Source organism: Desulfosporosinus sp. BICA1-9 (assembly GCF_000802135.1).
The window spans coordinates 40,347-54,468 of sequence record NZ_JUEE01000154.1; the positions used below are offsets into that span (position 1 = coordinate 40,347).

Consider the following 14,122-nt stretch of genomic DNA (forward strand, 5'->3'; position numbering starts at 1 on the left):
AGGTTAGTTTATCCTTGTATAATTAAAATTCAACCTTTTTCCATTAATATTTCATTCCAGTTACTGTCATCCAGCAGGTGTTTCTTGAGCTGGAGCTGGCTATTTTGATATCTACTTAAACTGGAAATAACTACTTGAATTGAGAAGAAAGATGTATACTAAAACTAACTAATGAAGACCCTGGCAGATACCGGGGTCACTTGGAAGCATGTTCAGTTAGAAACGTTTAGATATAGTCACTGCCATTTTCTAACGACGCTCAAAATAACACAGCTAAAGAAAGAAGTGGTTATTCTCTTGTCGAGAAAACATGCGCACAAACTTCCCTTTGACTATGCCTGGGTGATACTTGCCATACTATTCCTTGGTCTGTTAGTCACTTTTGGAGCACGCGCCTCATTTGGAGCTTATATCACGTCTTGGGAGCAAAACTTTTCTGTTGATAGGACAGTGGTTACTTCGATATCAATGCTGAGTTTTATCGTATATGCTTTTGCCCAGCCATTGGCAGGAAAACTTAACGACCATTTCGGCGGGCGTATTGTAACCACAATCTGCTTGTTGCTCATTGGAGGGAGTTTACTCCTGTCCTCCCAAGCAACCCACATCTGGCATACCCATCGTTCAGTAAACTACAAAATCGTCTTGTGGAGTAACTCCCAAATCTGCCATCATCTTTATGATTACTTCAGGGGATTTTGGAGTTCCATTTTCATTGAGCAAGGATGACCAAACTAAGTGCTTTGCTCCCTGAATATGCCCTCCTCTGGCCTCACCTGAATCTTGGCTTCCCTTATATTCCTTTTCCGTCCTAACATCTATGATGACTGTTTTACCAAGGTTGGCATAGATATAAGCTTTGTCCGCTGAGTAGCTTTTATCAAACTCTTTAAGCGTAAGCCCCGTAACCGAAAAAGGCTTTGGAGGTGCCTCTTTGGTCATTTCAAAGCCCAGTTCCTTCCAATAAGGATTCCCTCCGTATAAAAGCTTAACATTGTCAAGCCCAGCCATCCTAAGTTGCCAGACACTTCTTCCATCAGAACCCGGTCCAGGCAGCAAATTTGACGTGAATACCACAAGCGTACTGTTCGTCACTCCGTAAGACTCAAGCTTTTTAGTAAGCTCCTCTTTGTCCAGAGTTGTTCCCCATAAAGGATCTCCTGGTTTACCCACTATTTTTGAAAGTCCATGCCAACCAATTCCGATGGCTCCTGGAATGTGTCCTTTTTCATAAACATCTGGTTTGTTTGTATCCACTAAGATGGCTGATTTATCTCCCAGCTTCTTTTGAAGCTCCTGAGGCGTTATAAATACATCGCCATTTTTATAAACTGAAAGATCAGCTGCTACTTTAGTTTGGCCTGAGTCAGAATTCGCAGGTTTCTGCTGCCCACATGCGCTTAATAATAGCATTAAGCCTAATAAAAGCACCCCACTGCCAAGGAACTTTTTAAACACTTTTTTCCACCTCCTTTTTTCTATCATTCCAAACTTGCTTGATTAACACCATAAAGGCAGTAACTGCAAACAGCATTAACAACCCAAAGACCAACGTCTTGGTTGTACCCGTTAACATACCTCCGATATAAGAGTAAACAATAGTTGCTGGCAGTTGTCCAATTCCTGTGGCAATAAAGAACGGCCAAAATCTCATCGACGTTAACCCAGCTGCATAACTCACTATGTCAAACGAAACAAAAGGAAGTAATCGAGCAATTACGATGGCGAATTTCCCATACTGTTGGAAAAAATGATCGGCCTTCTCTAAGGCTGTTCGAGAGGTCAGTTTCTCAACCACGACTCGTCCTAAATACCTAGCAATATAAAAACACAATGCAGCCCCTACCATAGCACTAGACCACGAAAGAATCGCGCCGTATACCCAACCAAACAAACTAGCGTTGGCAAAGGTGATGATAAAGGCGGGCAGGGGCGCTATTACAGACTGGAAAATCATCAACAGAAAGGAGACTATTGGGGCCCAAATGCCAAACCCTAAAATATAGCCCCTCACTAAATCGACATCCATATTACTAAGAATAAAAAAAACTTGATTAATATTTATTTTTATCACGGGAATAAAGTAGTATAGCCCTAGCACCACTAACAATACTAAGAGTTTTCCTTTATATCCACTTAGAAAGCTTTTTACCACATTAACCCTTCCCATCATCGATCCACTCTAAAGAACCAAACTTCTATAAGTCGTGTTCCATCTTCTACTTCGTTAATAGCTCGGCATAGGGCCATCCAGCTTGGCCTTTTTTCAGAATCAAGAGCCTGGATTCCGCAATGCCTTGATCGGCTAAGTATTGAATTGCACTTTTGGCTCCACCGCCCCCTTTAGGGCAAACGACCACGATCGGATCCTGCGAAGCCTTCAGTTCTGGTAAAACCTTAGCAAGTTTAGCTTTTTCCTCATCGGTTTTAACGGGATACGCATAAGTTGGGATTACCCCTTGAATGTGATGGGCATTATACTCTGCTTCCACTTGAATATCCACAATTTGCAGAGGAGTTTTCTTCTCGATGGCTTGCTTGAGCTGGTCGGCAGTATAATATTTAAAGTCTTTGATCTCCTTACTAGGTGAATCCGGCGTGCTATTCGACGCAGTATTAGTTGCGGGTGTCGTTGGAGTGGGTTGCCCGGTGGTGCTGCTGGAACCACAACCAGACAGTACCAAAGTTAATGTTACAGTCAAAGCCAAAGCTAAACGTTTCCCAAAAATCATCTTCTTTTCCATTAATAGTTCCCCCTCATATTTTATGAACCATGCTCTTTAAATTTGCCATTCGGGACTTTTATATCCTTCTCAGCACTGCCGGGGAAGGTCCATCGGCAACCTTCCAATGAGCTTCACTCAAGACTGTTTGGCAGCCCTCCACAGAATAACCCCGGCTGGTTTGTTCTCGGACATCCCGTGGGTTTGAGCCTTCTTCTGCCCACAAAATACTTGCCCCTGCCAGAACCCCCATGCCGTTTGGTTCATGGGTACAGTTTAATGGTACCGTGTAGCCCACGCCTAGGCGGACAACCGCTAGGATCAGTGCCATAGTTGCTTCTGACACGATTCCCTCTTGGGCAAGCACAGTACCGGGAATAGGAATACGCCGAGCGGCACCACTAAAGACGGGCGCCATTTCTCGGGTGAGAAGGGTCATTTCTGTTAACTCCTCCACACTGTGTTCCGGACCGACCGGTTCCACACAGGTCGCAATCACCAAGCCCACGTCTTTAGCCGCTTGGATTGTCCGCAAACGAGTTTCCGGCTTAATTAGTGTGACCTTTCCTTCCCTCAAACGGACTGCATGATAGATTCCCTGAAAGCCAGCTTGGCGCAATGCTTCCGCTCCCTCATGCCCGAAATCCCCGGTATTAGCAAGCAAGACGGCTTCTGGCCCTAGAGCAGCCCGAACCTCGCACCCCATCTTCAGAAACTCGACAAAATCAAAATTGGCCGTCATCATCAAGTAAATCGCGTTTGCGCCTGCCCGTTGAAAGTGATCACACCGTTCAATAATTTCCTCCATCCCTAGTACCGTAGCTGTCTTGAAAATCCCATGACAGGCTGCAAAGGAGCAAAAAACACAATTACGAGGACAGGGCCCAGCATTAATGCCCACCTGAGCATGCACCTCAGCCAACCCCTGAGCTGCTTGCTCACTCACAGATCGAGCGGCATGAAGAATCATGAAGTACTCTTCCGAGAGCACCGGAACTCGAAACAATGCTTCTATTTCTGACTTACGAAGTTCACCACCCGCTACTGCTTTACTTAGGTACTCTTTAATCCGCAAATTCAAGACATCATCTCACTTTCTACTGTTTTCAATCCGTCACCTATCGGACACTGCAATAAATAACTAGCATAACGCCAAGCCAGAGTTGACTTTCCTCTACTGCCCTCGGTCCGGCCTTTCCATGCTATGAGATCCTGCCAACGGTCAATATCTTGCAGTTCTGGCAATAACGCTATTCGCAACTGATGTTGCCGGGCGGCTTGCAAGGTTTGCTCCAGCACCTGTCCACTGCCCCATTCAATATGGCGAAAAAGAAATCGATTAACATCTTTTAAACCGATTAAATAATACCCTCCATCCATGGCTGGCCCCAGCACAAGATCATGCTGCCGAAGTTCCGCACTGGCCTGTTCCAAAAGAGTTTGATTAATACCAGGAATATCCGAACCGATTAGAATTACTTGCTTAAATTCAGTCAGACTCTCCTGTACGGCGCAAAGCATCCGTTCTCCCAGATCCCTGCCTTTTTGCTGAAATAAAACGAAATTTGTCCAATCCAATCGCTCCAAACAGGAAAATCCCTCCGGCAGCGCATGGGGAAATGAGGAGCAGAACTCCTCGTTGGCCCCCCCCGCAATATAAATTCTGGCAGGTATTCCACAAGTACGTAACTCCACCTGTAAGTCATAAAGACAGGCCCGGTGAAACAAAGCTGCCTGCAGAGTACCAGCTTTTTCCTGTAGACGGCTCTTGCTTCTGCCTGGCAAGGGAACTTTGCTCATCACTATGACACCGGTTGACATTCTTTTTCTCTCCCACTCCCTCGGTAAAAGCGTTCAATGAAAGACAAAGGAAATCCTAGTGCAAACAGTGCTTTTACCCCTTGCATTTTCCAGAAAGTATACCAAAGACCATGCTGTCTAAAACGCCTGGTGCTGGTGATAATCTGGTCCTTCAAAACACAGGCCTTCACCCTACTCCGCGCGCGCTTTGAAAACTCTAAATCCTCTAAAAAAGTCCAGTCCTGAAATCCTCCAATACTATCAAAAAAAGTTCGCGTACAATATATCCCTTGATCACCGTAGCACATCGATAAATAACGGGCGCGCCAGTTGGATGTTTTGGCCAGAATCTTAAAAAACCGAGCTTCTTCATCAAACTTCAGCTGACAACAACCCCACTGAGTTCCCCTGCTTATGGCCTGTCTGATCTGGGCTATTGCCGATACTGCTAACCGGGAATCAGCATGCAAAAACAGCAAAATGCTCCCTGCTGCGGCCTGAACTCCTGCGTTCAGCTGGACACCCCGGCCAGGCTTACTTTGCACAGCGACGCCCCCATATTGGCTGATCAGCTGAATCGTACCGTCCGTACTTCCCCCATCACTTACAATGATCTCCAACGCCGGAATCCCTTGCAGAGATTTAATTAACCGGCCGATGGTTTCAACTTCATTGAGGGTGGGTATAATCACGGAAATTTTGGTCGGCACACTTCTGGACATCTGCCCATACCTCCTCTAATATCCCGGCAGGTTTGGTTGTCAGCACAATACAACCTTTTCCTCCTATTGACTTGCAACCAACAGTATAATTTTGGCTTTGCTTTAGTGAGCACCAAAATGCTTCCGTTTCAGTAGTAATCCCAACAAGAACACTACGATTAAGAGGGTGCCTGCTATTGTCAAATAAGCCCATCTATTTGAAGGTGAGGTTATTCCTGCAGTGCCGATGGTAATAAATGCCACACCCGGCAACATAAACAAAAATGTATAGCTGGTATATTTCCAAAAACCAATATCAGTAATCCCATAGGCAAAGTTTTGTAGATTATAAGGGAAAAGCGGGACGAGCCTAGTAATCATCAGTAGCACCAAATCACTTTTACCAGATTCACCGAACAATAGCTTTTTTAGAGTTTTATTTTTTTCCACTAAGGGCTTAATCGCATCCTTTAAGAAAAAACGGCCAACAATAAAGGCAATAGAGGCACCCATTGTGGTGGCAACTAAACAAATAATAATTCCAAGCCACGGGCCAAAAAGTATACCCGCAAAAACAGCGAAGGTGATACCGGGCAAAGCGAACACTACACAGCTGATAACCGTTATGCCTATATAGAGTAAAGTTGCTTGCCAAAGTTTGCTCTGAACCATTTCTTTAAGAAATTGGAGATTATGAGTATTTCGTAAATAATCAGACCACCCATGGTAATGATTCAATAATAAAGTCACTGCCATGATCGAGATAAAAATAATGACCTTTAAGGCCCGGGTGTCAGCCTCATTGAGCCTGGGTATAATCACTGCGATTTTGGTTGGCACTCTGCTGGACATCTGCCCATACCTCCTCTAGAATCCCGGCAGTTTTGGCTGTCAGTACAATGCAGCCTTTCCTGCCAATTTTCTCCCATAAAGGCCTTTGCTTACAGATCACACGACAACAGGTAGAGCCGAATTCCCCTCGAAAACGAGACGTTAAATCTGCAGCCAACTTATCCTTCAAAGGATGCCCATAACGGTTTTCTAGAATACCGGAGATCATGACCATACCCACTAAGGCACCACAAGTACACCCGCTGTCCATACCTTCTTTAAACAATGAGGTAACTGCTACGACCTCAGGCGCAAGTTTCAAGCCCCAAACTGTATCTGCTGCTCGCACTACCGCCTCACAGCAATTATTTCCCTGCTTCATAAATTCTTCAGCACGCTTGGATAGCATCATCCGCTTACTCCTTCGTTATTCACTCCTGTTCACTGAACCAGGGGATCTCTGCGAAGATCTGATCCAAAGCACGCTTTCCTTCATCACCGAGGATAAAATCGAGAAACGCTTGAGCAGATCGACGCGTATTCTGGGTGGAGCGAATGACATACAACTGACGTTTCATACTTAGATCTTTCAATCGTCTAACCGCCAGCGTTTTCCAAGCTAAAGGCCTAACAACAGCCCAGATTGAGACAATGGACAGACCTAAACCCGCTTCAACGGCTGCCACGACCGCACCCGTGCTACCCAGTTCCAGATCTCCCTTTTTCTCCTCCAGCTTAACTCCAGCTTGAGCCAACCAGCCCTCGACGGTCTTTCGAGTCCCTGAGCCAACTTCTCGCCACACTATTTTTTCCCTGTAAAGATCTGCAGCCCTAATCTCCTCTACCTGCGCTAGGGGATGGTCTAAGGGAAGGATCAGTACCAATTCGTCCTCTGCGCAAGGGTAACATTCTAACTGCCGCTCTTTCACCCTATTCCCAACCAACCCGAGATCCACATTGTTCTCTAACACGAGACGGGTAATCTGACCGGTGTCCCCCATCTCCACCACTAGGTCTACATCCGGATAGCTACGGTTGAATTCACCTAGGACAAAGGGCAGAATATACTGTCCAGGAATCGAACTTGCTCCTAGACGTAATGATCCTTGAACGGTTTTGCTCACTTCAGCCAACGCTGTATCTGCTTCATCCATTAATCGGAGTATTTCTACAGCATAACGATAAAGGAGGTGCCCTTCTTCTGTGAGCACAGCCTCTCGAGCGGAACGATCAATAAGAGATTTCCCATAGTACTCTTCCAAGCTTTGAATGTGCTTGGTTACAGCTGGCTGGCTAAGGTGAAGATCAAGCGCGGCCTTGCTAATATTTCCACTTCTAGCCACCATGACCAAAGTTCGTAAACGTGTCAAATTCACGTAATCACACCCTTCACTAAAACAGGTTATTCGCTGCACAATTATAATATTCCTTTATATAATGTATTCCATTTTGGAATATTAACAACTAAATACAAAAACCAGTAACCTCCTCAACAGTCGCTGTAGGAGTGTTACTGGTTTGGGTTGTTTTCATCTATTTGACAATTAATACAGGACAATTAGCCCTTTTTACCACCTTGTGACTAACTCCTCCTAGAACCAATTCCTGTACACCGTTTAAACCCCGGCTCCCGATTACCACGACGTCAAATTCACCATCATTCGTATATTTTACAATCGAAGGGCCTGGCTCACCGTGAATAAACCTCACTGTATAATCAACTTGGCCTGTTTCAACTTCACTTGTATTGGAAGCAGCTTTTGATTCCTTTTTAAGGTTATAGCGTCTGTATCCATATCTCGTAATACGTCTGATTTGGACGTTCACTATTGACTACATAGACAATCTCAATGGTAGCATTGGGGTTATGTTGAGTTAAAAAGATTGCTTTTTCAGCGGCTAGAAATACGGCACAATTATCATTAGAGTCTCCATTGTTATCTGCAGATTGGGTATAGAAAAACTGGGTAAGGACCGGGTAATGATTCCCATGTCTCCGATCATGGGGACCTTGGCGTCGAGTGTCATGGCAATTGCAATCATGCCAACAATCACCACCAGCGTCGAAGGAATTGACTTTATAACCAGTGGTAATCCGTAGATGATCACTAAGGCAACTATTGTCATAGCGTACGATGGCCATGTTTGTCCAAAAAGATAAGGAAATTGAGACGTAAAGAATTGTACATTACCACAAATGAACATAAACCGTAATTTTGATACGACTGATTGAAGGGCTCAATGTTTGTATGGTCTTTATATTAACTAGTATAAAAAAGCGATAATTCGTGAAAAATATCCTTCTTTGGAAACATAATATATAATTAAGTTATCAGTTCTGATCAATATAATCACTCGTAGTATGGCAAAGGATTAAGGAGTGAGCATATATGGCCGAAGAGAAAGAAATAATGACCATACGCCAGGTGGCTGAATACCTACAAATTAGCAAGGTTACCACCTACCGTCTGGTTCAGGCCAATAAAATTCCCGCCTTTAAAATAGGTCATAGTTGGCGGGTCAAAAAAGATGATCTTAACGAGTTTATTGAAAAACAAAAACGTGGGGAACGGTTCCTATAATTGGAACTATAGTTCACTCCTTTTTTAAAGGACAACTGTTACATAAAGGAAATTACTGGTATAATAATCCTAGGGATGGTGATTAATATGATTTTTGATAGTAAACCCTTCGATTTCAAGTTCATTCGCGAAAGACTTAAGGGGTTACCCCAATCATTAGCGGGCTTAGAGCAAAAAATCAGTGCTGTAATTCTCTTCGGCTCTTTAGCTACAAACAAAGAAACCCCCTTAAGCGATGTTGATCTGGCTATTTTATATCATAAAAATCTTAGTCTAAATGAACTCGATAAGCTTCACCTTCAAGTCATGGGAATAATCACCAACTTACTTCAATCAGATGACATTGATGTAATCAACTTAAACACTGCTCCTCTAACCATACAGTATGGAGCAATAAAACAATCGAAAATTCTTTTACTTAACAATCGCGAAGAATACGTCGATTTTTGGGAAGAAACAGTTAAGTATTATCTGGATTTTAAACCATTGCTCGATGAATGTAACAACACACTACTTAAAACTCTTTCAGGGAGGACTGTTTATGGATGAAAAACTTGCTTTTCAAATGCGTCAAATCTCCAAGTATCACGGACGACTGAAGGAAGTCGCTCAAACATCCAGTGAAGATTATTTGAATAATTCTATACTACAGAGTGCCACTGAGCGTTATCTTCAGTTATGTATCGAATCCTGTATCAATGTTGGCAATCGCCTTATTTCCATGCTTCAAGTAAATCAGCAATTCGAGGTTCCCAAAACTTATGCCGACGTTTTTCGGGAATTAGAAAAACATCGAATAACTCAAGACTTAGAACCCGCTATGGTCGAGATCACTAAATTTCGCAACCGCTTAGTCCATGTCTATTGGGATATTTCACCTGAGGTAGTCTATAATATTATTCAAGATAACCTCGAAGACATAAACCGATATCTCAAGCAAATTGCCCTCTATGTAAGTGAGAATAATCTTTAGAAGAGATTATGTAAGACTTAGTTTCAGAACTCCAGTAACCATCCTAGTTCAGGTTTTGGTCAATTTATAAGTCACTGAAGAGTAAAACAACATCCCTCATGATACCGTTTTTGGCGTTCAGGGGGATGTTTTTGACTTAATAAGAGTAGCGTAACCTCTTCTTCGTCTTCTAATCGTCACTCAGACTACTGCAGATAGTATTATCTGCCACCACAAAGACACGAAAATAAGAGGCTTCCCACAAGTTCAGTGAACTCATGAAAAGCCTCTAAATATCCCATACTACCAGGGGTATCCATATTTTTTTTGGATTTGTTACCTTTTCGTTACCTTCTGGGGTATTTAAGCATTTTTGCAACACAAACCCTTTGGTACCAACGGTTACAGGGCTTTAATTACATCATGCCGCCCATACCACCCATGCCGCCCATGCCACCCGGCATACCGCCACCCATTCCGCCATCTTTGACAGGCAGATCAGAGACTAAGCATTCAGTGGTCAGAAGCATAGCAGCGATGGAACCTGCATTTTGCAGAGCCGAACGAGTAACTTTGGCTGGGTCAACAATACCAGCAGCAATCATATCTTCATAGACTTCAGTTACAGCATTGAAGCCAATTCCTCGCTTGCCGGATTCGCGAACCTTACCAACAACAACGGAGCCTTCATGCCCAGCATTGTTGGCGATTTGACGAAGTGGCTCTTCAAGTGCACGGCGAATAATATTAACACCAGTTGCCTCATCACCGACTAAATTAAGGCTATCTAAGGCCTGGATAGCATCAATCAAAGTAGTCCCTCCACCAGACACGATTCCTTCTTCAACAGCAGCACGAGTCGCAGCTAAAGCATCTTCAATGCGGAGTTTCTTCTCTTTCATTTCTGTTTCGGTTGCTGCACCGACTTGAATTACTGCAACACCGCCAGCTAATTTAGCTAAACGCTCTTGGAGCTTTTCACGATCAAAGTCGGAAGTAGTTTCTTCAATTTGTCGTTTAAGGGCTTCAACACGTTTTTTAATATCGTCAGTGTTACCAGCACCTTCAACAAGCGTAGTTTCCTCTTTGGTTACACGGACTTGGCGGGCACGGCCCAGCATTTCAACCGTGGTGTTTTCTAGTTTTAAGCCTAGATCTTCTGTGATCACGGTTCCGCCTGTCAGTACGGCAATGTCTTCGAGCATTGCTTTGCGACGATCTCCGAAGCCAGGGGCTTTAACTCCGACACAAACGAAGGTTCCACGTAGCTTGTTGACAACGAGGGTAGCTAGTGCTTCCCCATCAATGTCTTCGGCAATAATCATCAGTTGACGACCCGCTTGAACTACTTTTTCCAAGACTGGTAAAACGTCTTGAATAGCACTGATTTTCTTGTCAGTAATCAGGATGTAAGGATCATTAAGTACGGCTTCCATTTTTTCCGTATCTGTGATCATATATGCAGAAATATATCCGCGGTCAAATTGCATTCCTTCAACCACTTCAAGTTCAGTTGTCATGCCTTTAGCTTCTTCAACTGTGATGACGCCGTCTTTGCCGACTTTCTCCATGGCTTGAGCGATAAGATCACCAATGTTCTTGTCGCTAGCAGAGATGGAGGCGACTTGGGCAATAGCTTCACTCGTCTCAACGAGTTTGGCATTAGCTTTAATGTCTGCAACCACAACTTCCACTGCTTGCTCAATTCCACGTTTAATGCCCATAGGATTTGCACCAGCTGCAACGTTCTTAAGCCCTTCGCGAATGATCGCTTGTGCTAAAACAGTAGCAGTTGTGGTACCGTCCCCAGCCACATCATTGGTTTTGGTAGCAACTTCTTTAACAAGTTGAGCTCCCATATTTTCAAACGGATCCTCCAATTCGATGTCACGAGCAATTGTTACTCCGTCGTTCGTGATCAGGGGCGATCCAAACTTCTTATCGAGAACGACATTACGTCCCTTAGGTCCTAGGGTTACACGAACAGCTTCAGCTAGAGCATTAACTCCGCGTTCTAAAGCGTGACGTGCATCTTGATTAAAAATAATTTGTTTAGCCAACGTATTTCACTCCTTATAAATAATTCTTATTGAACTAGCCCATAATGGCTAAAATATCTGACTCTTTTAGGATAAGATATTCTTGACCGTCATACTTTACTTCGGTCCCTGCGTATTTGGAATAAATCACACGATCGCCTGCCTTAACATCGAGAGCGACGCGAACACCCTTTTCCATTTTGCCAGGTCCTACAGCGACAATTTCGCCTTCTTGTGGTTTTTCCTTAGCGGTATCCGGCATAATAATTCCGCTTTTAGTTTTTTCTTCCATCGGGAGTGCTTTAATGATCACCCGATCTGCGAGAGGTTTAATGTTCATGAAGAAAAGTCCCTCCTATGTTTTTTATTTAATATTTGTTAGCACTCGACTCTATTGAGTGCTAACAATATATCTATAATAATATGCAAGGGGCCGCAGGAAAGCAAGCCCCCTAATACTCCAAAAACAGGTATTTAACTAGCATTTTCTTTATCAATCTAATTATTACTCCCGTTTTCAGGCAATAGATATTTAATAAATGCTTAAGGCCTCCCCCCACACGCATCACCATATCGTCTACACACTATAATTGCCAGTTTTGAACTCTTCTATGCACGATTAATTCTCTTGAGTTAATTTTAATTGCCGCTGAGAAACTTCCTCCAAGATGGAACCTAGAGCTTCTTTCACTGTACTATTTTCTAGATTAAGCAGATAAATCTTGGTTTTACCAATTTTCAAATTATGATCCGGGTGCTCCTTCTCAAAAAGGATAGTTTGCTTTAAGGTGTACCGTATGAACTCCTTAACTTGTGGGATTGACCGCCCCAAAAACTCTGTCAAGGCAGCCCTCGCTTTTGTAGACGCAACATAAGGCAAGCGTATCTGAAGAGTTCCTAGAATTTGAATCCCTTGTTCCAGATCCTGCTCTGGATGATACTCTGCTTCGTGTTTTTCATGAAGTACCCACTGTAAAAGATCATCTTCTTCACAATAAGGTTGCAGAGCATGATGGACACTTCCGGCTACCCCTATCACCTTAACGTCTTTTCCCCAAGCACGGACTTTTCTAAGGAGAGAAAGGAAATCTCCGTCCCCAGTAATCAATAAAAAAAGGTCAAAGGTGGATGCTCGTGTCAGCAGGATTTCTTGGGCCTCGAGCATTAACTCTAAATCCGCAGCATTACGGCGAAGTCCTGTGCTCGCGTAATTGTTCTTCCCAAAGACATGACGTGTAAAGACATTTGTTTTCTCAAAGGTCGTTTGTGTCCGCCAAAACTCCTCACGGTCGAAGTTAGCGTAAAGATAGATTGCCAATAAATTTATATTATTTCGCTCTGAATAAAGTTGTAAAAACTGTACCAACTGTTCCGGAGATAATTCATACCCTCGCTCTAATAAACCGGTCCAAATATTTTCGTAATCGACAAACGCTATGGCTTTCAAATTGTTCACCTCACAAGCCACTAATCTACTATAGTCTACGCTAAACTATGGACAGACGTGACAAGCTAGACAATAAAATGTACTTGGATATCAATTTGGTCCGAAGTAACATTATCGGCATCTGTCTTATCTTAGGGGCTGTCGTCTTCGTTCAGATTTCCGAAAATCGAGCGGGAATCGAATCTAGGTCAGAAATAGTGGATGTTTAATTTGTTCTTATAATGCAACTGAAGTTTCGCACCCCTCTAGACCCCCGTTTATCTAATTTCCAGGTAGCCTAATGCCATTATTTCTTTTTGGTTATTAACGATTAACTAGCTTTTTCAAGGGCTTTTAGCTGGTTATTAAGAAAAGAATTCTCAAAGAGCTCTTTCAAATACTCATATTCAAAGGAATTCCTAAATTCCAAAATGTTGACTAAACCGGACTTGGCAATGCTTGTGATCACTACTTGTAGCAAATCGTCAAATAATTCCCAGAGTCGTTCCGCTACATTCTTCTCAATAAGGTCATCTTTGATCTCAGCAAACAACCCATCCAAGGAGTCATAGGCATTCACTCGGCGAAAATAAGCCAGAAAAGTATAGAGAATATAACAGGTTGTTATATGGGCGATTTGAGCATCGAAATCCCTTGATAGGGAAAACGGCAAAAATACAGTTTGACTAGCCCGATTCCTTCATAGTTAACAACGGCTTCGAAGTAACGGGTATTTCGCTTCCGACAGCGTTTTTCTTGCCCCTCGCTTTTAAGAAGCTTTTGTAATTGATTGGCATCGAGAGAATCCCCTTTGTAGAGATACTTTTTTCAGTAACATCAGGGGGAACATCAACATAAGCGTGAGGATTTCCGTGGTACTGTAGCCCGCCTGTTTTTGAAAGCCAACTTGGATGCACAGTGTTTTAAGCTTGAAGGTCTTCATAACTTCACATATAATATTGTTAATCGAATAACCATGGTTTTGGAGCACGTTTTCAATTTCTTTGACAGATTTCCGCATGATAACACCTCATTTTTGGTTGATTTGGTTTAGCATCTTTATTATAC

At 43.2% G+C, this 14,122-nt stretch carries 20 protein-coding genes; 4 read left to right on the forward strand and 16 right to left on the reverse strand.

Annotation, left to right across the window (positions count from 1 at the left end):
- Positions 1-171: 171 nt before the first annotated feature.
- Positions 172-729 carry an MFS transporter gene (locus JL57_RS36530; protein WP_366557057.1) on the forward strand — a complete coding sequence of 186 codons (558 nt, stop codon included), beginning with the start codon at positions 172-174 and terminating at the stop codon, positions 727-729.
- On the opposite strand, the gene JL57_RS19395 is transcribed toward JL57_RS36530, so the two are convergent.
- The 11 genes from JL57_RS19395 to JL57_RS34900 form a co-directional block, all read right to left on the reverse strand.
- The gene (locus JL57_RS19395; RefSeq protein WP_291300292.1) at positions 625-1,458 is read right to left on the reverse strand and encodes a sulfurtransferase; all 834 of its coding nucleotides are present in this window, start codon (positions 1,456-1,458) and stop codon (positions 625-627) included. The two genes, JL57_RS36530 and JL57_RS19395, sit on opposite strands and share 105 nt — an antisense overlap.
- Positions 1,451-2,155: a TVP38/TMEM64 family protein gene (locus JL57_RS19400; protein ID WP_291300293.1), complete on the reverse strand. Its 705-nt coding sequence runs from the start codon at positions 2,153-2,155 to the stop codon at positions 1,451-1,453. Before JL57_RS19400 ends, JL57_RS19395 begins: the two co-directional genes overlap by 8 nt.
- A 64-nt stretch (positions 2,156-2,219) precedes the next feature.
- Entirely contained in the window at positions 2,220-2,744 is a 525-nt protein-coding gene (locus JL57_RS19405; RefSeq protein ID WP_034143619.1) for a rhodanese-like domain-containing protein, read from the reverse strand.
- Between the two features lie 58 nt (positions 2,745-2,802).
- A complete protein-coding gene (locus tag JL57_RS19410; protein ID WP_034143620.1) occupies positions 2,803-3,804 on the reverse strand; it encodes a radical SAM protein in 1,002 nt (333 codons plus the stop codon).
- Positions 3,801-4,544 (reverse strand): TIGR04282 family arsenosugar biosynthesis glycosyltransferase, encoded by a 744-nt coding sequence (locus JL57_RS34895; protein ID WP_291300294.1) that lies wholly within the window; start codon positions 4,542-4,544, stop codon positions 3,801-3,803. Before JL57_RS34895 ends, JL57_RS19410 begins: the two co-directional genes overlap by 4 nt.
- Positions 4,526-5,245 carry a TIGR04283 family arsenosugar biosynthesis glycosyltransferase gene (locus JL57_RS19420; RefSeq protein ID WP_045690963.1) on the reverse strand — a complete coding sequence of 240 codons (720 nt, stop codon included), beginning with the start codon at positions 5,243-5,245 and terminating at the stop codon, positions 4,526-4,528. The genes JL57_RS34895 and JL57_RS19420 overlap by 19 nt, the downstream gene beginning before the upstream one ends.
- A gap of 102 nt (positions 5,246-5,347) precedes the next feature.
- Complete coding sequence (locus JL57_RS19425; RefSeq protein WP_366557058.1) at positions 5,348-6,076, reverse strand: TVP38/TMEM64 family protein; 729 nt, start codon at positions 6,074-6,076, stop codon at positions 5,348-5,350.
- Complete coding sequence (locus JL57_RS19430; RefSeq protein WP_034143621.1) at positions 6,024-6,467, reverse strand: C-GCAxxG-C-C family protein; 444 nt, start codon at positions 6,465-6,467, stop codon at positions 6,024-6,026. Before JL57_RS19430 ends, JL57_RS19425 begins: the two co-directional genes overlap by 53 nt.
- A 19-nt stretch (positions 6,468-6,486) precedes the next feature.
- Positions 6,487-7,431 (reverse strand): selenium metabolism-associated LysR family transcriptional regulator, encoded by a 945-nt coding sequence (locus JL57_RS19435; protein WP_045690962.1) that lies wholly within the window; start codon positions 7,429-7,431, stop codon positions 6,487-6,489.
- A gap of 157 nt (positions 7,432-7,588) precedes the next feature.
- Positions 7,589-7,882 carry a universal stress protein gene (locus JL57_RS19440; RefSeq protein WP_291300295.1) on the reverse strand — a complete coding sequence of 98 codons (294 nt, stop codon included), beginning with the start codon at positions 7,880-7,882 and terminating at the stop codon, positions 7,589-7,591.
- Complete coding sequence (locus JL57_RS34900) at positions 7,833-8,198, reverse strand: hypothetical protein (protein WP_291300310.1); 366 nt, start codon at positions 8,196-8,198, stop codon at positions 7,833-7,835. The genes JL57_RS19440 and JL57_RS34900 overlap by 50 nt, the downstream gene beginning before the upstream one ends.
- A 247-nt stretch (positions 8,199-8,445) precedes the next feature.
- On the opposite strand from JL57_RS34900, the gene JL57_RS19445 reads away from it, so the two are divergent.
- The 3 genes from JL57_RS19445 (at position 8,446) to JL57_RS19455 (ending at position 9,610) form a co-directional block, all read left to right on the forward strand.
- Entirely contained in the window at positions 8,446-8,637 is a 192-nt protein-coding gene (locus JL57_RS19445; RefSeq protein ID WP_034143622.1) for a helix-turn-helix domain-containing protein, read from the forward strand.
- A gap of 87 nt (positions 8,638-8,724) precedes the next feature.
- The gene (locus tag JL57_RS19450) at positions 8,725-9,186 is read left to right on the forward strand and encodes a type VII toxin-antitoxin system MntA family adenylyltransferase antitoxin (RefSeq protein WP_291300296.1); all 462 of its coding nucleotides are present in this window, start codon (positions 8,725-8,727) and stop codon (positions 9,184-9,186) included.
- The gene (locus JL57_RS19455; protein WP_034143623.1) at positions 9,179-9,610 is read left to right on the forward strand and encodes a type VII toxin-antitoxin system HepT family RNase toxin; all 432 of its coding nucleotides are present in this window, start codon (positions 9,179-9,181) and stop codon (positions 9,608-9,610) included. Before JL57_RS19450 ends, JL57_RS19455 begins: the two co-directional genes overlap by 8 nt.
- Positions 9,611-10,005: 395 nt before the next feature.
- On the opposite strand, the gene groL is transcribed toward JL57_RS19455, so the two are convergent.
- From groL to JL57_RS34910, 5 genes are all read right to left on the reverse strand, one after another.
- On the reverse strand, positions 10,006-11,649 hold the full coding sequence (groL, locus tag JL57_RS19460; RefSeq protein WP_034143624.1) for a chaperonin GroEL: 1,644 nt from the start codon (positions 11,647-11,649) through the stop codon (positions 10,006-10,008).
- A 34-nt stretch (positions 11,650-11,683) separates the two neighbouring features.
- A complete protein-coding gene (gene groES / locus JL57_RS19465) occupies positions 11,684-11,968 on the reverse strand; it encodes a co-chaperone GroES (RefSeq protein ID WP_034143625.1) in 285 nt (94 codons plus the stop codon).
- Positions 11,969-12,247: 279 nt separating this feature from the next.
- Positions 12,248-13,075: an NYN domain-containing protein gene (locus JL57_RS19470; RefSeq protein ID WP_034143626.1), complete on the reverse strand. Its 828-nt coding sequence runs from the start codon at positions 13,073-13,075 to the stop codon at positions 12,248-12,250.
- Between the two features lie 310 nt (positions 13,076-13,385).
- Positions 13,386-13,727: a hypothetical protein gene (locus JL57_RS34905; protein WP_291300297.1), complete on the reverse strand. Its 342-nt coding sequence runs from the start codon at positions 13,725-13,727 to the stop codon at positions 13,386-13,388.
- Between the two features lie 96 nt (positions 13,728-13,823).
- Positions 13,824-14,075, reverse strand: coding sequence for a hypothetical protein (locus JL57_RS34910; RefSeq protein WP_045691171.1), 252 nt, complete (start codon positions 14,073-14,075; stop codon positions 13,824-13,826).
- Between the last annotated feature and the right edge of the window lie 47 nt (positions 14,076-14,122).

Excerpts from the sequence above, each read along its gene's own strand:
- JL57_RS36530 (WP_366557057.1), top strand. The coding sequence starts at position 172 with ATGAAGACCCTGGCAGATACCGGGGTCACTTGGAAGCATGTTCAGTTA.
- JL57_RS19405 (WP_034143619.1), bottom strand. The coding sequence starts at position 2,744 with ATGGAAAAGAAGATGATTTTTGGGAAACGTTTAGCTTTGGCTTTGACT.
- JL57_RS34895 (WP_291300294.1), bottom strand. The coding sequence starts at position 4,544 with ATGTCAACCGGTGTCATAGTGATGAGCAAAGTTCCCTTGCCAGGCAGA.
- JL57_RS19420 (WP_045690963.1), bottom strand. The coding sequence starts at position 5,245 with ATGTCCAGAAGTGTGCCGACCAAAATTTCCGTGATTATACCCACCCTC.
- JL57_RS19425 (WP_366557058.1), bottom strand. The coding sequence starts at position 6,076 with ATGTCCAGCAGAGTGCCAACCAAAATCGCAGTGATTATACCCAGGCTC.
- JL57_RS19430 (WP_034143621.1), bottom strand. The coding sequence starts at position 6,467 with ATGATGCTATCCAAGCGTGCTGAAGAATTTATGAAGCAGGGAAATAAT.
- JL57_RS34900 (WP_291300310.1), bottom strand. The coding sequence starts at position 8,198 with ATGGCCATCGTACGCTATGACAATAGTTGCCTTAGTGATCATCTACGG.
- JL57_RS19445 (WP_034143622.1), top strand. The coding sequence starts at position 8,446 with ATGGCCGAAGAGAAAGAAATAATGACCATACGCCAGGTGGCTGAATAC.
- JL57_RS19450 (WP_291300296.1), top strand. The coding sequence starts at position 8,725 with ATGATTTTTGATAGTAAACCCTTCGATTTCAAGTTCATTCGCGAAAGA.
- JL57_RS19455 (WP_034143623.1), top strand. The coding sequence starts at position 9,179 with ATGGATGAAAAACTTGCTTTTCAAATGCGTCAAATCTCCAAGTATCAC.
- groES (WP_034143625.1), bottom strand. The coding sequence starts at position 11,968 with ATGAACATTAAACCTCTCGCAGATCGGGTGATCATTAAAGCACTCCCG.
- JL57_RS34910 (WP_045691171.1), bottom strand. The coding sequence starts at position 14,075 with ATGCGGAAATCTGTCAAAGAAATTGAAAACGTGCTCCAAAACCATGGT.